This is a genomic window from Rathayibacter sp. AY1B8 (assembly GCF_002932775.1).
Taxonomy (GTDB): domain Bacteria; phylum Actinomycetota; class Actinomycetes; order Actinomycetales; family Microbacteriaceae; genus Rathayibacter.
Genome location: NZ_PSWJ01000007.1, coordinates 59584 through 77737 on the forward strand (window position 1 = coordinate 59584; position 18154 = coordinate 77737).

The window sequence follows — 18154 nt, forward strand, 5'->3', positions numbered from 1 at the left end:
GGCGCGCCGCCTACGATCGGGGAATGGCCATCCTCGTCGACGCCGCGCGCTGGCCGGCGCACGGCCGGCTGTGGGCGCACCTCGTGAGCGACGTCTCGCTCGAGGAGCTCCACGACTTCGCGCGCCGTCTCGGCGTGCCCGAGCGCGGCTTCGACCTGGACCACTACGACGTGCCCGAGGAGCGGATCGACGAGTTCGTCGCCGCGGGCGCGGTCCCCGTCGGCGCGCGGGAGCTGGTCGAGCGGCTGAGGCGGAGCGGGCTCCGCGTCCGCGGGCGCGACCGGGACGCCGAGAGGGCCCGGCGCCGGCTCTCGCCGGGCACCGGGCCCTCCTGACACCGGGTCGCGCTACTGGTCGGCGCGGCGCGGGGTCTGCTCGGGGATGACCGCGACTCCGGTGAGCGCGGCCGTCGTGACGCGCCGGCTCTTCGCACGGCCCTGGCCGGGCTGCTTCGGGGCCGGCAGAGCGTCGAGCACGGAGTCGAGCAGGTGCTCGGCGACCTCGCTGCGGACGCGGCGCGGAGGCGTGACCGGCGCGATCGGGATGTCGAGGATCGGCGCGGCAGCGGCCGGCTCGATCTCCTTCTCGACCGGGGTCTCGACGGGAGCCGACTCGACGGCCGCCGTCTCGGCGGCCTCCTGGCGCGGCTCGCGGTCGCGGCTGCGACGACGGCGCTCGCCCCGGGCGGGACGCTCGCCGCGACGACTCGGCTCGGACGGCTGCTCCTCGGGTGCCGTGGCGGACTCCTCCGGCGCCATGGCCTCGACGGTCTCGGCGGCGTCCTCGACCAGCGCGGCCGCCTCCTCCGCCGCCTGGCGCACGGCCTGGGGGTGGATGGTGCTGGCGGCGATCTGCGCGAGCGCGTTCTTCGCGTCGTCCGTGATGGCGTGGGTGCTGATCGGCTTGGTCGCCGGCGCGCCCTGCCCGTTCTGCCCGCCGTTCGAGCGCCCGGAGGCGGCGGGCTGCTGCTCGCCGCCCTTGCCCCGGCGGCGCTGCTCCTGCTGCGGAGCGGCGGTCGACCGGTGCTTGAGCACGGGGTCGTGGTGGACGATGACGCCGCGCCCGGCGCAGATCTCGCAGTTCTCGCTGAAGGTCTCGAGCAGGCCCAGGCCCAGCTTCTTTCGGGTCATCTGCACGAGGCCGAGCGAGGTGACCTCGGCGACCTGGTGCTTCGTCCGGTCGCGGCTCAGGCACTCGACCAGGCGGCGGAGCACGAGGTCGCGGTTGGACTCGAGCACCATGTCGATGAAGTCGACGACGATGATGCCGCCGATGTCGCGCAGGCGCAGCTGGCGGACGATCTCCTCGGCCGCCTCCAGGTTGTTCTTCGTGACCGTCTCCTCGAGGTTCCCGCCCGAGCCGACGAACTTGCCGGTGTTGACGTCGACCACCGTCATCGCCTCGGTGCGGTCGATCACGAGCGAGCCGCCGCTGGGCAGCCACACCTTGCGCTCCAGCGCCTTCTCGATCTGCTCCGTGATGCGGAACTCGTCGAACGCGTCCTTGTCACCCGTGTAGACCTCGACGCGCTCGAGCAGATCGGGTGCGACCTGGCTGAGGTAGAGCTCGATGGTCTCGCGGGCGTCGTCGCCGGCGATGACCATCTTCTCGAAGTCCTCGTTGAAGACGTCGCGGACGATCTTGATCAGCAGGTCCGGCTCGCTGTGCAGGAGAGCGGGAGCCTGCCCGCTCGCGGCCTTCGCGCTGAGAGCCGTCCACTGCGCGGTCAGGCGCTCGACGTCGACGGTCAGCTGCTCCTCCGTGGCGCCCTCGGCCGCGGTCCGGACGATGACGCCCACGTTCTCGGGCAGCACCTCCTTGAGGATCTTCTTCAGGCGGGCGCGCTCGGTGTCCGGGAGCTTCCGCGAGATGCCGTTCATCGAACCGTTGGGCACGTAGACGAGGTAGCGGCCGGGGAGCGAGATCTGGCTCGTGAGACGGGCGCCCTTGTGGCCGACGGGGTCCTTCGTGACCTGGACGAGGACCCGGTCGCCGGGCTTGAGCGCGAGCTCGATCCGGCGGGGGCCGCCGGCGTTGTTCGCGGCGTCCCAGTCGACCTCGCCGGAGTAGAGCACTGCGTTGCGCCCGCGTCCGATGTCGACGAAGGCGGCCTCCATGCTCGGGAGGACGTTCTGCACGCGGCCGAGGTAGACGTTGCCGATGAGCGACGCCTCCTGCGAGCGGGCGACGTAGTGCTCGGCGAGGACGCCGTCCTCGAGCACGCCGATGCGGATGCTGTCCTCCTTCGAGCGGACGACCATGACGCGGTCGACCGCCTCCCGGCGGGCGAGGAACTCGGACTCGGTGACGACCGTGCGGCGCCGGCCGGCGTCGCGGCCGTCGCGGCGGCGCTGCTTCTTGGCCTCGAGGCGGGTCGAGCCCTTGATGCGCTGCGGCTCGGTGATGAGCTCGGGCTCGCGGGCCTCGCGCTGCTCGCGCGGCTGGCGGACCCGGACGACGGTGTTCTCGGGGTCGTCGGAGCCGGACCTCTCGCTCTCGCCGCTGCGGCGGCGCGAGCGGCGGCGGACGGAGCCCTGCTCCTCGGCCGGGCTCTCGCGCTCCTCCTGGACGCCCAGCGGCGCACCGCGGGGAGGCAGCGGAGCCAGCTCGACGTAGTCGGGCAGGACCGGCGCCTGGAACAGCAGCGACGGGCTCGGCAGTGCGGGCCGTCGCGGCTCCTCCTGCTCGGCGCCCGGAGTCTGCGGGAGGGCGTTGAAGAACACCGCGCCCGTCGACGTCGACGGCTCGGCCGCCTCCGCGGCGCTCCCGGTCTCGGGCAGCTCGGTGCCCTCGGCTCCGGTCTGGTCGGTCTCGTTGCTGTCGATGATCGTCTCCCCTGTCGCTGGCGCGCTCGACTCGGTCCGCCGGGTAGCCCGGCGGCCACCGAAGAGGCGGCTGATCTTCCTGGCCCCGCTGCGGGGCTCGTCGCGGTCCCGATCGGATCCGCTCGTACTGTTGTCTTCCACCATTCCTGGTGCACTCCTCGGCCGGGTCGTCCGCCGCGTCGTCTTCCCGGATGCTTCTCTCGTGCGAGGGGCCTCGGCCCGCCGCGAATCCTTCCGCTCCCCCGGTCCCGTCGCGCTCGTGGCGCGGGACTCCGGTTGCAGCTGCACTCTCGGAACTGACTATCCGACACTCGCTCCTCCGCGGTGCGACCTGCGGTCGACTCCCGGCGGAGCGGAGATCCGGCGCGTCCATTCGCGGAACGCTGTCGATCTCCTGTGGCCCGGTACTCGCCCGGTAAACCTTCTTCGCGTCGATGCGGGGTCCCCCGGACCGACGGCTCCGATTATCGCACGCATTCCCAGAGGCGCCGATCCGGCGCGTGCCATAATCCCCCGGTGTCCAGCGATCCCGGGGTGCGCGACGCCCCCACCCAGCAGCGCCCCGTCGTCTTCGCCGTCCTGCTGATCGTCCTCGGCGTGATCGGCTGGACCGCCGCCTTCGCCCTCACGAACGACAAGTTCGCCGCTCTCGAGAACCCGGATGCGGGCCTCGGCTGCGACTTCAGCCTGCTCGTGCAGTGCAGTGCGAACCTGAACTCGGTGCAGGGCGCGGTCTTCGGCTTCCCGAACCCTCTCATCGGCCTGGCGGCCTGGATCGCGCCGATCGTGGTGGGGCTGGGCCTGCTCGCGGGCGCCCGGTTCGACCGGTGGTTCTGGGCGGCCTTCAACGTCGGCTTCCTGCTGGCACTGGTGTTCGTGGGCTGGCTCATCGCGACGAGCGTCTTCGCGCTCGGAACGCTCTGCCCCTGGTGCATGCTCACCTGGGCCGTCGTCATCCCGGGCTTCTGGCTGGTGACGCTCCGCAACCTCCGTGAGGGCGTGTTCCCCGTCCCCGCCGGGGTGCGCCGCTTCGCCGGTGCCGCCTACGGCTGGGTCCCGTTCATCACGCTGCTCTGCTACCTGCTGATCGCGGTGATCGCGCAGGTGAGGCTGAACGTGCTCGCCTACCTCTGACGGACGTCGTCAGAGGCAGGCGGCCGAGCGGCTCAGGCGAACCAGAGGCCGAGCTCGCGCGCGGCCGACTCCTCGGAGTCGGACCCGTGCACGAGGTTCTGCTGGACCTTGAGGCCCCAGTCGCGGCCGAGGTCGCCGCGGATGGTGCCGGGAGTGGCCGTGGTCGGGTCGGTGGTGCCGGCGAGGGCGCGGAAGCCCTCGATCACACGGTCGCCCGCGATGCGCAGGGCGACGATCGGGCCGCTCTCCATGAACTCGACGAGCGGCTCGTAGAAGGGCTTTCCCTCGTGCTCGGCGTAGTGGGCGGCGAGCAGCTCGCGGTCGGCCTCGACGAGCTTCACGTCGACGAGGGAGTAGCCCTTCGCCTCGATGCGGCGGAGGATCTCGCCGGTGAGGTTGCGGGCGACGCCGTCGGGCTTGACGAGGACGAGGGTCTCCTGAGTGGCCATGGTTCAGCGGTCTCCTTCGGTGGGATCGGTGGGCTCCGCCGCCCGGCGCGTCTGAGCGTCGAGGCGGGTGCCGGTCACCATGCAGTACGTCCACAGCGCCACGAAGGCGGCGCCGATCACGTACATGATCGGGACCAGCAGGCCCGAGGCCACGATAACGAACTGCAGCACCCAGCCGATGCGGAAGCCGACCGGCCGGTTCAGCAGGCCCAGAGTGGCGACGAGCGCGAGGCAGACCACCGCTCCCCCGACCAGCACGATCACGGGGTCGGCCGCCTTCAGCCCGAAGGCCACCAGGGTGGCGAGGAAGACGATGACCGCCTCGAAGCCGAGCACGATCGAGCCGAGGCTCTCCCGGACGGTCCGCGAGCGCCGCGGGCGCCCGGCCCTCACGCGCCCAGCCAGTTCTCGTCGCGGGCCGCGGTGATCGTGCGGCCGACGAGGGTGATCGAGCCCGTGACCAGCAGGGCGCCCTTGTCGGTGCGCGCCGCGAGGACGCGACCGGCCGTGAGAGCACCCAGCGGGTCGTCGGCGACGCGGACCGCCTCCTCCGGGAACACGGTGCGGGCGAGCGCGGCGAGCTCCTCGGCGGGCATCGCCCGATCGCTCGGCGCCGTGGTCACGATCAGCTCGTCCACCACGGGGCGGAGCTCCCGGAGGATCCCCTCGGCGTCCTTCTCGGCCAGCACGCCGAGGACGGCCGTCACGCGGTCGAAGTCGAAGTAGCGGCCGAGAGCGGCGGCGAGGGACGCGGCACCGTGCGGGTTGTGCGCCGCGTCGACGACGGTGCGCGGAGCGAGTCCGACGAGCTGCAGGCGGCCCGGGGAGGTCGCGGCGGCGAAGCCCTCGTCGAGGACGTCGCCGGTGAGCTCCTGCGTCCCGCCTCCCAGGAACGTCTCGACCGCGGCGACGGCCACGGCGGCGTTCTCGGCCTGGTGGTCGCCGAAGAACGGCAGCAGCAGCTGCTCGTACGTGGTGACGAGTCCCCGCACGGTGACGACCTGGCCGCCGACGGCGACGGTCGTCGACTCGACGTCGAACTCCGCCCCCTCGACGACGATCGTCGACTCGGTGGCCTCGGCCGCGTGCCGCAGCACCGCCTCCGCCTCGGGGACCTGCCTCGCGGAGACCACCGAGGCGAGCGGCTTGACGATGCCCGACTTGGTGCGCGCGATCTCCTCGATCGTCGAGCCGAGGCGGTCGGTGTGGTCGAGGGCGATCGGCGTGAAGACGGCGACCTGCGCGTCGGCGACGTTCGTCGAGTCCCACTCGCCGCCCATCCCCACCTCGACGACGGCCACATCGACCGGCGCGTCGGCGAAGGCCGCGTAGGCCAGGACGGTGATCGCCTCGAAGAAGGACAGCGGCGCCTCGCCCTGCTCGGCCAGCTCGGCGTCGGTCATCCGCAGGTACGGCTCGACGTCCTGCCAGTTGTCGGCGAGGCTCCGGTCCGAGATCGGCTCTCCGTCGATGACGATGCGCTCGTTGAAGCGCTCGAGGTGCGGACTGGTGAACAGGCCCACCCGCAGCCCGTGGGCGCGCAGCAGACTCTCGATCATCCGGCTGGTCGAGGTCTTGCCGTTGGTTCCGGCGATCTGGATCACCGGGTAGGCGCGCTGCGGGTCGCCGAGGATCTCGACGGCGCGCCGGGTCGGAGCGAGGCGCGGGCGGACGCTCGCCTCGCCCAGGCGCTCCAGCAGCGCGGCGTAGACGGCGTCGGCGGCCGCGCGGTCGGCGTCGTCCGGCTCGAACGGATCAGACATCGGCGGCCTCGACCTTCTCGACGCGGATGATGGCGGTGCCCGCGGGGCCGACGGCGATCGCGCCCTCGCCGCCCTCGAGAGCCGTGGTGAGCGGAGTGAACGCGCATCCGGTCGCGAGGGTCTCCTCCGCGATCCAGAGCGCGTGCGGCTCGAGCGCCTGCAGGCTCGGCTCGTCGAGCACGACCTCCAGGACGATCCGGTCGCTGACCTCGAACCCGGCCGCCTTGCGGGCGTCCTGCACCGCGCGGATGAGGTCGCGGGCGAGCCCCTCCGCTTCGAGCTCGGGGGTGGTCGCCGTGTCGAGGAGCACGAAGCCCCCGCGCGGGAGCAGGGCGATGGCGCGGTCGTCGCCGGCCGAGCCGCCGACCTCGAGCGTGAGCTCGTACTCGCCCTCGACCAGCTCGACGCCGCCGGCGGTGACGACACCGTCCGTCTCGCTCCAGTCGCCGGCCTTGGCGGCCCTGATCACGGTCTGCACGCCCTTGCCGAGCCGGGGCCCGGCGGCGCGCGCGTTGACCGCGAGACGGGAGGTGACGCCGTAGTCGGCGGCGCTGGAGTCGACCAGCGGCACCAGCGACACCTCCTTCACGTTCAGCTCGTCGCGGAGGATCGCCTCGAACGGCGCGAGCTCGGCGGCGTCGGCGACCACCACGGTCAGGCGCGCGAGCGGCAGGCGGACGCGGAGCCCGGCCTGCTTGCGGAGGGAGAGCGCGGTGGACGAGATGCCGCGGACCGCGTCCATCGCGTGCACGAGCGCCGGGTCGGCGGGGAACTCGTCCGCCTCCGGCCAGTCGGTGAGGTGGACGCTGCGGCCGCCGGTCAGGCCCTGCCAGATCTGCTCCGTGACCAGAGGCAGGAGCGGGGCGGCGACGCGGCACACGGTCTCGAGGACCGTGTAGAGCGTGTCGAACGCCTCCGATCCGCGGCCGTCCTCGTCGACGCCCTGCCAGAAGCGGTCGCGGGAGCGGCGCACGTACCAGTTCGTGAGCACGTCGCTGAAGTCGCGGAGCGCGGCGGCCGCGAGCGTGGAGTCCAGCGCCTCGAGCCGGCCGGTCACCGTCTCGACCAGATCGCGGGTCTTGGCCAGCAGGTAGCGGTCGAGGACGTCCTCGGAGCCGGTGCGCCTGGTCGCCTCGTAGCCGCCGCCCGCCGAGGCGTTGGCGTAGAGGGAGAAGAAGTACCAGGTGCTCCACAGCGGCAGCAGCACCTGGCGGACGCCCTCGCGGATGCCCTCCTCCGTCACGACGAGGTTGCCGCCCCGGAGGACCGGGCTCGACATCAGGAACCAGCGCATGGCGTCGGAGCCGTCGCGGTCGAAGACCTCGGCCACGTCCGGGTAGTTGCGCAGCGACTTGGACATCTTCTGCCCGTCGTTGCCCAGCACGATGCCGTGGCTGACCACGTTGCGGAACGCCGGGCGGTCGAAGAGCGCGGTGGAGAGCACGTGCAGCGTGTAGAACCAGCCGCGTGTCTGCCCGATGTACTCGACGATGAAGTCCGCCGGGTTGTGGGTGTCGAACCAGTCCGCGTTCTCGAACGGGTAGTGCACCTGGGCGAAGGGCATCGATCCGGAGTCGAACCAGACGTCGAGGACGTCGCTGATCCGGCGCATCGTCGAGCGCCCGGTCGGGTCGTCGGGGTTCGGGCGGGTCAGCTCGTCGATGAACGGCCGGTGCAGGTCGTCCGGGCGCACGCCGAAGTCGCGCTCCAGCTCGTCCAGCGAGCCGTAGACGTCGATCCGCGGGTACTCCGGGTCGTCGCTCTTCCACACCGGGATCGGCGAGCCGAAGTAGCGGTTGCGGCTGATGGACCAGTCGCGCGCGCCCGAGAGCCACTTGCCGAACTGGCCGTCCTTGACGTTCTCGGGGACCCAGGTGATCTCCTGGTTGAGCTCCTCCATGCGGTCGCGGATCGCGGTGACGCGGACGAACCAGCTCGAGACCGCCTTGTAGATCAGCGGGTTGCGGCAGCGCCAGCAGTGCGGGTACGAGTGCTCGTAGCTCGCCTGGCGGAGCAGCCGGTGGCCCGCGCGCAGGAGCTGCGTGAGGGGCTTGTTCGCGTCGAAGACCTGGAGGCCGGCGACCTCGCTGATCTGCGGCAGGAAGCGGCCGCCGTCGTCGACCGAGATGATGACGGGGATGCCCGCCGCCTCGCAGACCTTCTGGTCGTCCTCGCCGTAGGCGGGCGCCTGGTGCACGATGCCGGTGCCCTCGCTGGTGGTCACGTAGTCGGCGACGAGGATGCGCCACGCGTTCTGCGTGCCCCAGGCCTCGGTGTCCGCGTAGTGGTCCCAGAGGCGGTCGTAGCTGATCCCCTCGAGCTCGGAGCCGCGGTGGGTGCGCGAGACGGCGGCCAGGGCCGACTCCGCGTCCGGATAGCCGAGGTCCTTCGCGTAGGCGCCGACCTGGTCGATGGCGAGCAGGTACTCGGCCGAGAGCTCGCGCTCCTCGGGCTCGCCCCTGCCGTCGGCCGCGCCGTTCGGGCCGGCGGGGACGACCGCGTACTCGATGTCGGGCCCGACGGCGAGCGCGAGGTTCGTCGGCAGCGTCCACGGCGTCGTCGTCCACGCGAGAGCGCGGACCGCCGTCAGCTGGAGCGCCTCCGCCGTCTCGCCGACCAGCGGGAAGGTGACGGTGACCGTCTGGTCCTGGCGCATCTTGTAGACGTCGTCGTCCATCCGCAGCTCGTGGTTCGAGAGCGGCGTCTGGTCGCGCCAGCAGTACGGCAGCACGCGGTGGCCCTCGTAGGCGAGGCCCTTGTCGTAGAGCTGCTTGAACGCCCAGATCACCGACTCCATGAAGGTGGGGTCGAGCGTCTTGTAGTCGTCGTCGAAGTCGACCCAGCGCGCCTGGCGGGTGACGTAGTCCTGCCACTCCCCGGTGTAGCGCAGCACCGACTCCTTCGCGGCGGCGTTGAAGGCCGCGACGCCCATCTCCTCGATCTGGGACTTGTCGGTGATGCCGAGCTGCCGCTCCGCCTCGAGCTCGGCGGGCAGGCCGTGGGTGTCCCAGCCGAAGCGGCGGTGCACCTGGCGTCCGCGCATAGTCTCGAAGCGGGGGAAGACGTCCTTGGCGTAGCCGGTGAGGAGGTGCCCGTAGTGCGGCAGGCCGTTCGCGAAGGGCGGGCCGTCGTAGAAGACCCACTCCGGCGCTCCCTCGCGCTGCCGGATCGACTCCTGGAAGGTGTCGTCCGCCTTCCAGTACGCGAGCACGCGCTCCTCGATCTCGGGGAAGCGCGGCGACGGGGACACGCCCCGGCCGAACGCGGAGCCCTCGGTTGGCTCGGCTCCGTGCGGGGTGGGCGGGGTCAGGGGGTAGGTCACGTGCGGTCTCCTGGCAGTGCTGCTGGTCTGCACGAGGACGGCCCGCCCGGATCTCAGACCCCGGGCCGGGTCGCGGTACCACCTCGCTTGGACCGGTCGGCCGGTCGCTCCCGGAGGAGTGCCCGCTGACGCGTTCCCACTCGATCGGCTGTCACGGGCCGCACCCGTCCGGGTCTACTGGGCGCAGGCCGGAGCCGGCGCCGTTCTTCCGGAGACTCACCGGTGATGGCCGGGTCGAAGTCGTCCGGCGCTATCCTAGCGCGTCGGGGGAAGCGGAGCAGGAGCGGTTCATGGTGCGAGGAGTGCAGCGCGGACGGCCCCGCGCGTCGTCGCGCTCCATGCTGGAGGACGCCGCTCTGGACCTCTTCGTCGAGCAGAGCTACGCGGGCACGACGATCGAGCAGATCGCCCAGCGCGCAGGCGTCTCGCGCAACACCTTCTTCAACTACTTCGAGTCCAAGAGCGACGTCTTCTGGGTGCTGGTCGACGATCGGCTGGCCGAGCTCCCGGAGGCGCTGGCCGAGACGGCGGCCGGGGCGCCGGTGATGGACGCGCTCGGCGACGCGCTGCTCGCGATCGGCTCCGGCTTCGGACCCGCGACGGTGCCGTGGGTGCTCACCCAGTCCGAGATGATCGGCAGCGTCCACGAGCTGCAGGCGTCGGCCCTCGGCCGCCTCGCCCGGCAGGCGGCCGTGATCGCCCGCTTCGTGGAGGAGCGGAGCGCGCGCCCGCTGCCCTCGCACCTCTCGCGCGCCATCGCCTACGCGAGCGTCGGTGCCGCGGTGGCGGCCGTGCAGGCCTGGGCCGCGGCGGGCCCCACCCGCGGCGAGCTCGTGCCCTACCTCGACGAGGCGCTCGCGCCCGTCCGCGCCGGCTTCGCCCCCGTCGTCGACTGACCCGGCTCCCGCCGCTCCGGTAGAATCGTCGCGGCCGGCGGGCGACTCGCCCCGGAGCCCCCATCCAGGCACCATCACCACCGACACGGTGCCGCCCATAGCGAACCGGAGCATCATGACCCTCGCCGACCGCCTCCCCGCGAAGCCCGCCCTCGAGGGCCTGGAGGGCACGTGGGGCCTCCGCTGGCATGCCGACGGGACCTACCGGTTCGACCGCACCGGCCTCACCCGCGCCGACGTCTACTCGATCGACACCCCGCCGCCCACCGCGTCCGGGTCGCTGCACATCGGGCACGTCTTCTCCTACACGCACACCGACGTCGTCGCGCGGTTCCAGCGGATGCGCGGCAAGAGCGTCTTCTACCCGATGGGCTGGGACGACAACGGCCTGCCCACCGAGCGCCGCGTGCAGAACTACTACGGTGTGCGCTGCGACCCGACGCTCCCCTACGAGCCCGGCTTCACGCCTCCGTTCGAGGGCGGCGACAACAAGAGCAGCAAGGCCGCCGACCAGAAGCCGATCTCGCGCCGCAACTTCGTCGAGCTGTGCGAGCGCCTCACCGTCGAGGACGAGAAGCAGTTCGAGGACGTCTGGCGGGCCCTCGGCCTGTCCGTCGACTGGTCGCAGAGCTACCGGACCATCGGCGACGAGTCGCAGGCCGCCTCGCAGCGCGCCTTCCTCCGCAACCTCGCCCGCGGCGAGGCCTACCAGGCGCAGGCCCCGACGCTCTGGGACATCACCTTCCGGACCGCCGTCGCCCAGGCGGAGCTCGAGGACAAGGACCAGCCCGGCGCCTACCACCGCCTCGGCTTCCACCGCGACGGCGGCGAGGACGTCTTCATCGAGACGACCCGTCCCGAGCTGCTGCCCGCCTGCGTCGCCCTCGTCGCGCACCCCGACGACGAGCGCTACCAGGCGCTGTTCGGCACCACCGTCCGCACGCCGCTCTTCGACGTCGAGGTCCCGGTGCTCGCGCACCACCTCGCGCAGAAGGACAAGGGCTCGGGCATCGCGATGATCTGCACCTTCGGCGACATCACGGACGTGGTCTGGTGGCGCGAGCTCGACCTGCCCAACCGTGCGATCATCGGCTTCGACGGCCGCCTGATCTCGGAGGCTCCCGCCGCGATCACGAGCGACGCGGGCCGCGCCGCCTATGAGCAGCTCGCCGGCAAGACCGTCTTCTCCGCGAAGCAGGCCGTCGTGGCGCTGCTGAAGGAGTCCGGCGAGATGGTCGGCGACCCGCGCCCCATCACCCACCAGGTCAAGTTCTTCGAGAAGGGCGACAAGCCGCTCGAGATCGTGTCGACCCGCCAGTGGTACATCGGCAACGGCGCTCGCGACGCGGTGCTCAAGGAGCGCCTGCTGGAGCTCGGCCGCGACGTGCGCTTCGTGCCGGAGTTCATGCGCGTCCGCTACGAGAACTGGGTGAACGGCCTCTCCGGCGACTGGCTGATCTCGCGCCAGCGCTTCTTCGGCGTGCCGATCCCGGTGTGGTACCCGCTCGACGGCGACGGCAACCCCGTCTTCGACTCCCCGATCGTGCCGGACGAGGCGGCGCTGCCGGTGGATCCCTCCAGCGACCCGGCCCCCGGCTACTCGGAGGACCAGCGCGGAGCGGCGGGCGGCTTCCAGGGCGAGCTCGACGTGATGGACACCTGGGCGACCTCCTCGCTGACCCCGCAGCTCGCGGGCGGCTGGGAGCGCGACGACGAGCTCTGGCAGCTGGTCGCTCCCTACGACCTGCGCCCGCAGGGCCAGGACATCATCCGCACCTGGCTCTTCTCGACCCTCCTGCGCTCGCAGCTCGAGGACGGCCGCGCCCCGTGGAGCACGGCGACCGTGTCCGGCTTCATCGTCGACCCCGACCGCAAGAAGATGTCGAAGTCGAAGGGCAACGTGGTCACTCCCGCCGCGATGCTCGAGCAGCACGGCTCGGACGCGGTCCGCTACTGGGCCGCCTCCTCGCGCCTGGGCACCGACGCGGCCTTCGACCCGCAGAACCCGACGCAGATCAAGATCGGCCGCCGACTGGCGATCAAGATCCTCAACGCGGCGAAGTTCATCCACGGCTTCCCTCTCGCCGAGGGCGCCGAGGTCACCGACTCGCTCGACCTCAGCATGCTGGCCACCCTCGACACCGTGGTCGCCGACGCGACGACGGCGCTCGAGAACTACGACCACGCCCGCGCCCTCGAGACGACGGAGGCGTTCTTCTGGACGTTCTGCGACGACTACCTGGAGCTGGTGAAGGAGCGCGCGTACAGCGAGGACGGCGCGTCCGCCGCGGCCGCCCTGCACCGGGCGCTCGACGTCCTCCAGCGCCTGTTCGCGCCGTTCCTGCCGTTCGCGACGGAGGAGACCTGGTCGTGGTCGCACGACGACTCGGTGCACCTGCGCCCCTGGCCGGCCGTCGAGGGCCTGGGCGGCGACCCCGCCGTCCTGGCCGCGGCGAGCTCGGTCCTCACGGCCATCCGGCGCGCGAAAACCGATGCGAAGGCCTCGCAGAAGACGCCGGCCCGCTCCGCCCTGGTGACGGCGCCCGCCGAGCTCGTCGCGTCTCTCCGACTCGCCGCGGGAGACCTCGCGGCCGTCGGCAGGATCGCGACGCTCGACTTCGCCGAGGGCGACGCCCTCGCGGTCGGCATCGAGCTCGAGACCGAGGCGTAGCGCCGCTCCCGGGAGGCGGGAATGGTCCCGCCTCCCTCCCCACCGTCGAGAGGACCCCTCCCATGCAGCTCGGAACCCGCTGGTCGGTCGGCCAGGTGCCGCCGCAGACCCTCCCCGAGATCGTCGTCACCGCCATCGGCGACGTCGAGGGCGAGCTCACCGCGGCCGGCACGGCGACCGCCGACTGGCGCTGGACGCTCACCTGGCTCGAGGGCAGGCCCGTCCTCGAACTCGACGACGGCACGACGATCACCTACCGTCCTGACGATGATGCTGCCTACATCACGCAGCCGCAGGGCCGCGTGGAGGGCGAGGACGACGACGACTGGGGCTGACGCCCCTTCGCGGCGCGGTCGTCGAGTCCGGTGAGTGCGCGCGTCCTGCGATCCTGAGTCGGAGCCCTCTCCCCCGCTCGCGCTCTAGGCTCGCAGGATGAGCGCACCCGATCCCGTCGCCGTCCTGCTCGAGCCGAGCGGACTCCCCCACGGGCTCCCCGACTTCGCCGCCGTCGACCCCGAGGCCTACCGCCCGGCGTTCCTCGAGGCCCTCCGCCGGCACCGCGCCGAGATCGACGCGATCGCCGGCGCCTCCGAGCCGCCGACCGTCGAGAACACCCTCGTCGCCCTCGAGCGGGCGGGCCGCGAGCTGCGCCGGGTGAGCGCCGTCTTCTTCACCGTCGCCGCCTCCGACCGCACTCCGCTCACCGACGCTCTGGAGGCCGAGCTCGCTCCGCTGCTCTCGGCCCACAGCGATGCGATCAGCCTCGACCCGCGCCTGTTCGCCCGTCTCCGCGCTCTCGCCGAGCAGTCGACGGAGCTCGACCTCGACGCCGAGACGGCCTACCTCCTCGAGCGGAGGATCACCGGGTTCGAGCGCTCCGGTGCGCTCCTCGACGACGCGGGGAAGGCACGGCTCGGCGAGCTGAACGAGCAGCTGTCGACCCTGACCACGCGCTTCGAGAAGGACCTGCTCGCCGAGTCGAACGACCGGGCGGTCCTCCTCGAGGACGTCGCCGGCCTCGACGGGCTCGACGAGTCCGACGTCTCGGCCGCCGCGCGCGCCGCCGCCGACCGCGGCGTCGACGGCTGGCTGATCACCCTGCCCCTCTACTCCGGCCACCCCTGGCTCGCGCGTCTGCGCGACCGCGGCGTCCGCGAGCGCGTCCTGCGCGCCTCTGTCGGCCGCGGTGCGGAAGGCGGGCCGCACGACACCACCGCGACTCTGCAGCAGATCGTCGCGCTGCGGGCCGAGCGCGCAGCTCTGCTGGGCGCGGCCTCGCACGCCGATTTCGTGATCTCGGGCCAGACCGCGGGCTCGCCGGAGCGCGTCCTGTCGCTGCTGCGCGAGCTCGCCGCTCCCGCCGCCCGGAACGCGAGGATCGAACTCGAGCGGATGCAGGCCTCCGCCGACGCCGAGCAGGACGCCGCCGGAGCGCCGCGCTTCACGATCGAGGCGTGGGACCGCGCCTACTACGAGGAGCGCGTGCGGTCGGAGAGCTACTCCGTCGACTCCAGCGCACTGCGTCCCTTCTTCGAGCTGGAGCGGGTGCTCCGGCACGGCGTGCTCGCCGCCGCCACCGGTCTCTACGGCGTCCGCTTCTCGGAGCGGAGCGACCTGGCCGGCTACAGCGAGCACGTCCGCGTGTTCGAGGTGCACGAGGAGGACGGGACGCCGCTGGGCCTGTTCCTGCTCGATCCCTTCACCCGCGACTCGAAGCGCGGCGGGGCGTGGATGAACTCCCTCTCCAGCCGCACGTCGCTGCTCGGCGACTCCGCCGTCGTCGTGAACAACCTGAACCTATCGGCTCCGGGCCCGGGCGAGCCCGCCCTTCTCAGCCTCGACGAGGTGGAGACGCTGTTCCACGAGTTCGGGCACGCCCTGCACGGCCTGTTCGCGAGCACGCGGTACCCGCGCTTCGCCGGTACCGCGGTGTTCCGGGACTTCGTCGAGTTCCCGAGCCAGGTGAACGAGACGTGGGTGCGCCGTCCCGGGCTCCTCGCCGAGTACGCCCGCCACGTCGAGACCGGCGAGGCCCTGCCCGCGGGGACCGTCGAGCGCCTCGAGGCGTCCGCGCTGTGGGGCGAGGGCTTCGCGACGAGCGAGTACCTGGCGTCCGCCCTGCTCGACCTCGCCTGGCACTCCCTGCCGGCCCCGGTCGAGCCGCGCGACGCGGCCGCCTTCGAGCGCGACGTGCTCGACGGCGCGGGCCTCCTCCTTCCCGCCGTGCCGCCCCGCTACCGCAGCACGTACTTCGCGCACGTCTTCTCCGGCGGCTACTCCGCGGGCTACTACTCCTACATCTGGAGCGAGATCCTCGACGCGGACACGGTCGAGTGGTTCGAGGAGAACGGCGGCCTCGACCGCTCGGCGGGCGAGCGCTTCCGTCGCGGGGTGCTCGAGCTCGGCGGCTCCCGCGATCCGCTCGACGCGTACCGCGCGTTCCGCGGGCGGGATGCGCGGACCGAGCCGCTGCTCGCGCGCCGCGGCCTCCTCTAGCGGCGCCGGGGGACGAGCCAGGCGAGGAGGACGAGTCCCACGACCAGGCCCCAGAAGGCCGAGCCGATCCCCGCGATGGTCGTGCCGGAGGCGGTGACCAGGAGCGTCGCCGCCGCCGGCAGCCGCAGCCGCGCGTCCTCCACGGCGGCCTGCACCGCCGACACGAACACCCCCAGGAGCGCCAGACCGGCGACCGCCTCGATCAGCAGCGGGCTCGCGGAGGACACCAGCGCGGCGGCCGCTCCGGCGAACACGCCCAGCACGAGGTAGGAGGCGCCCGCCGAGACCGAGGCGACCCAGCGCTGCTCCGGCCGCGGCGAGGCCTCGGGACCCGCGGTCAGCGCGGCGCTGAGCGCGGCGTAGTTGATCGGCACTCCGCCGAAGACCGCCGAGACCCCGGAGAGAGCACCGGTCGAGACGATCCCGGGACGCGAGTGGGCCGCGAAGCCGAAGCTCGTCAGCACCGCGATGCCCGGGATGTTCTGCCCGGCCGTGGTGACCACGTAGAGCGGCAGGCCGATCCCGACCATCGCTCCGATCTCGAACACCGGAGCGACGAACTGCGGCACGGGGAGCAGCGGCGCACCGGCGAGTGCCGCGCCGTCCGTCACGATCAGCAGCACGATCGCCAGGGCGATCGCGGCCGGCACCGCCCAGCGGGGCAGGAGCCGCAGGAGCAGCAGCCAGAGCAGGATCACCGGCAGCGCGAGCGCGGGGATCTCGACCGCCGCGCGCACCGGCGCCAGGACGAGCGGGAACAGGATGCCCGCGAGCATGGCGTTCGCGAGCGGCCGCGGGATGCGCGCGACGAGCCTCCCGAGCGCCGGCCACAGCCCGGTGACCACCAGCAGAGCGGAGGCGACCAGGAACGCCCCGACCGCGCGGTCGAAACCACCGGGGAGCGTCGCGGTGGCGGCCAGCAGGGCGGCTCCCGGCGTGCTCCAGGCGAAAGTCATCGGCACGCGATAGCGGATGCTCAGCACGATGCAGAGGACCCCCTGCAGCACGCAGACCGCGAGGAGGCCCGACGCGGCCTGCGCGTCGGTGGCGCCCACCGCGACCACCCCGGCGAGCACGATCGCGAACGAGCTCGAGAAGCCGGTCAGGGCGGCGACGATCCCGGCGAGCAGCGGCTGGACGATGGCGGAGCCTCCCGGAGGATCGACCGGCACCGAGGCGACCGGACGCGCCGTCGGCGCGCTCCGCCAGGTTAGGGAAGCGGGAGCGCCTCGCCCGACGATCCGCCGGGCCAATCGCGGTGAACTGGCAGAGCGGGGCGGGGAGCGACTAGGCGCTCTTCTCCTGGCGACGGGGAGCGTGGGGGACGATCGTCGGGGCCGCGTTGTCGAGCACCGCGGCGCGGGTGACGACGACGCGCGCCACCTCGTCCGAGGAGGGCACCTCGAACATGATCGGGCCGAGCACCTCCTCGAGGATCGCGCGCAGTCCGCGGGCGCCGGTTTGGCGGAGAACCGCCAGGTCCGCGATGGCCTCGAGAGCGCCCCGGTCGAACTCGAGCTCGACGCCGTCGATCTCGAACATCCGCTGGTACTGCTTCACGAGCGCGTTGCGCGGCTCGGTGAGAATCTGCATGAGCGCGACCTGGTCCAGCTGCGTGACCGTCGTGACGACGGGGAGGCGCCCGATGAACTCGGGGATCAGCCCGAACTTGTGCAGGTCCTCCGGGAGGACCTCGCTGAAGATGTTGATCTCGTCTTCCTTGTTGTGCAGCGGGGCGCCGAAGCCGATGCCGCGCTTGCCTGCCCGCGACGAGATGATGTCCTCGAGCCCGGCGAAGGCGCCGGCGACGATGAAGAGGACGTTCGTCGTGTCGATCTGGATGAACTCCTGGTGCGGGTGCTTCCGCCCGCCCTGCGGGGGCACGGAGGCGACGGTGCCCTCGAGGATCTTGAGCAGCGCCTGCTGCACTCCCTCGCCCGAGACGTCGCGCGTGATCGAGGGGTTCTCGGCCTTCCGCGCGATCTTGTCGACCTCGTCGATGTAGATGATGCCGGTCTCGGCACGCTTGACGTCGTAGTCGGCGGCCTGGATGAGCTTGAGGAGGATGTTCTCGACGTCCTCGCCGACGTAGCCCGCCTCGGTGAGGGCCGTGGCGTCCGCGACGGCGAAGGGCACGTTGAGGCGCTTCGCGAGGGTCTGGGCGAGGTAGGTCTTCCCGCAGCCCGTGGGGCCGATGAGCAGGATGTTGCTCTTGGCGATCTCGACCTCGTCGTGGATCGCGTCGGCGGCGGTGATGGTGTTGCGGGCCCGCACGCGCTTGTAGTGGTTGTACACGGCGACGGCGAGGGCCTTCTTGGCCTGCTCCTGCCCGATCACGTACTCCTCGAGGAAGCCGAAGATCTCCTTCGGCTTCGGGAGGTCGAACTCGTGGCTCGTCTCCTCGCTCGACTCGGAGAGGCGCTCCTCGATGATCTCGTTGCAGAGCTCGACGCACTCGTCGCAGATGTAGACGCCCGGTCCCGCGATGAGCTGCTGGACCTGCTTCTGGCTCTTGCCGCAGAAGGAGCACTTCAGCAGGTCGGCGCTTTCGCCAATACGTGCCACGGGGATGCCCCACTTCCTTGTCGTGCGTCTGTC

13 protein-coding genes are annotated in these 18154 nt (G+C 72.1%); 6 read left to right on the forward strand and 7 right to left on the reverse strand.

Annotation, left to right across the window (positions count from 1 at the left end; genetic code table 11):
• Positions 1-23: 23 nt before the first annotated feature.
• Positions 24-335, forward strand: coding sequence for a DUF4031 domain-containing protein (locus C5C63_RS06630; RefSeq protein WP_104325729.1), 312 nt, complete (start codon positions 24-26; stop codon positions 333-335).
• 12 nt (positions 336-347) lie between these two features.
• Here the strand turns inward: C5C63_RS06630 and C5C63_RS06635 are convergent, their stop codons facing one another.
• Complete coding sequence (locus C5C63_RS06635) at positions 348-2969, reverse strand: Rne/Rng family ribonuclease (RefSeq protein WP_104292151.1); 2622 nt, start codon at positions 2967-2969, stop codon at positions 348-350.
• Between the two features lie 372 nt (positions 2970-3341).
• Here C5C63_RS06635 and C5C63_RS06640 point away from each other — a divergent pair, with 372 nt between their 5' ends.
• Positions 3342-3959: a vitamin K epoxide reductase family protein gene (locus tag C5C63_RS06640; RefSeq protein ID WP_258065401.1), complete on the forward strand. Its 618-nt coding sequence runs from the start codon at positions 3342-3344 to the stop codon at positions 3957-3959.
• Between the two features lie 32 nt (positions 3960-3991).
• Here the strand turns inward: C5C63_RS06640 and ndk are convergent, their stop codons facing one another.
• From ndk to ileS, 4 genes are read right to left on the reverse strand one after another with little or no spacing between them, the layout of a single operon-like run.
• Complete coding sequence (ndk, locus tag C5C63_RS06645) at positions 3992-4408, reverse strand: nucleoside-diphosphate kinase (RefSeq protein WP_104325730.1); 417 nt, start codon at positions 4406-4408, stop codon at positions 3992-3994.
• A gap of 3 nt (positions 4409-4411) precedes the next feature.
• The gene (locus C5C63_RS06650) at positions 4412-4801 is read right to left on the reverse strand and encodes a DUF4233 domain-containing protein (protein WP_258060376.1); all 390 of its coding nucleotides are present in this window, start codon (positions 4799-4801) and stop codon (positions 4412-4414) included.
• Positions 4798-6171 carry a folylpolyglutamate synthase/dihydrofolate synthase family protein gene (locus C5C63_RS06655; protein ID WP_104223687.1) on the reverse strand — a complete coding sequence of 458 codons (1374 nt, stop codon included), beginning with the start codon at positions 6169-6171 and terminating at the stop codon, positions 4798-4800. The genes C5C63_RS06650 and C5C63_RS06655 overlap by 4 nt, the downstream gene beginning before the upstream one ends.
• A complete protein-coding gene (ileS, locus tag C5C63_RS06660; protein WP_374954092.1) occupies positions 6164-9493 on the reverse strand; it encodes an isoleucine--tRNA ligase in 3330 nt (1109 codons plus the stop codon). Before ileS ends, C5C63_RS06655 begins: the two co-directional genes overlap by 8 nt.
• 290 nt (positions 9494-9783) lie before the next feature.
• On the opposite strand from ileS, the gene C5C63_RS06665 reads away from it, so the two are divergent.
• From C5C63_RS06665 to C5C63_RS06680, 4 genes are all read left to right on the forward strand, one after another.
• Positions 9784-10389 carry a TetR/AcrR family transcriptional regulator gene (locus C5C63_RS06665; protein ID WP_104239720.1) on the forward strand — a complete coding sequence of 202 codons (606 nt, stop codon included), beginning with the start codon at positions 9784-9786 and terminating at the stop codon, positions 10387-10389.
• 115 nt (positions 10390-10504) lie between these two features.
• Positions 10505-13060: a valine--tRNA ligase gene (valS, locus tag C5C63_RS06670; protein WP_104325731.1), complete on the forward strand. Its 2556-nt coding sequence runs from the start codon at positions 10505-10507 to the stop codon at positions 13058-13060.
• Positions 13061-13122: 62 nt separating this feature from the next.
• On the forward strand, positions 13123-13395 hold the full coding sequence (locus C5C63_RS06675) for a hypothetical protein (RefSeq protein ID WP_104257386.1): 273 nt from the start codon (positions 13123-13125) through the stop codon (positions 13393-13395).
• A 97-nt stretch (positions 13396-13492) separates the two neighbouring features.
• Positions 13493-15556 carry a M3 family metallopeptidase gene (locus tag C5C63_RS06680; RefSeq protein ID WP_104325732.1) on the forward strand — a complete coding sequence of 688 codons (2064 nt, stop codon included), beginning with the start codon at positions 13493-13495 and terminating at the stop codon, positions 15554-15556.
• Here C5C63_RS06680 and C5C63_RS06685 read toward each other — a convergent pair.
• Both C5C63_RS06685 and clpX read right to left on the reverse strand, forming a co-directional pair.
• On the reverse strand, positions 15553-16728 hold the full coding sequence (locus tag C5C63_RS06685) for a benzoate/H(+) symporter BenE family transporter (RefSeq protein ID WP_104325733.1): 1176 nt from the start codon (positions 16726-16728) through the stop codon (positions 15553-15555). The two genes, C5C63_RS06680 and C5C63_RS06685, sit on opposite strands and share 4 nt — an antisense overlap.
• Before the next feature lie 115 nt (positions 16729-16843).
• On the reverse strand, positions 16844-18121 hold the full coding sequence (clpX, locus tag C5C63_RS06690; RefSeq protein WP_104223693.1) for an ATP-dependent Clp protease ATP-binding subunit ClpX: 1278 nt from the start codon (positions 18119-18121) through the stop codon (positions 16844-16846).
• Between the last annotated feature and the right edge of the window lie 33 nt (positions 18122-18154).

Coding starts and splice junctions, on each gene's coding strand:
- C5C63_RS06665 (WP_104239720.1), top strand. CDS start 9,784: ATGGTGCGAGGAGTGCAGCGCGGACGGCCCCGCGCGTCGTCGCGCTCC.
- ndk (WP_104325730.1), bottom strand. CDS start 4,408: ATGGCCACTCAGGAGACCCTCGTCCTCGTCAAGCCCGACGGCGTCGCC.
- C5C63_RS06675 (WP_104257386.1), top strand. CDS start 13,123: ATGCAGCTCGGAACCCGCTGGTCGGTCGGCCAGGTGCCGCCGCAGACC.
- valS (WP_104325731.1), top strand. CDS start 10,505: ATGACCCTCGCCGACCGCCTCCCCGCGAAGCCCGCCCTCGAGGGCCTG.
- C5C63_RS06635 (WP_104292151.1), bottom strand. CDS start 2,969: ATGGTGGAAGACAACAGTACGAGCGGATCCGATCGGGACCGCGACGAG.
- C5C63_RS06655 (WP_104223687.1), bottom strand. CDS start 6,171: ATGTCTGATCCGTTCGAGCCGGACGACGCCGACCGCGCGGCCGCCGAC.
- C5C63_RS06630 (WP_104325729.1), top strand. CDS start 24: ATGGCCATCCTCGTCGACGCCGCGCGCTGGCCGGCGCACGGCCGGCTG.
- C5C63_RS06680 (WP_104325732.1), top strand. CDS start 13,493: ATGAGCGCACCCGATCCCGTCGCCGTCCTGCTCGAGCCGAGCGGACTC.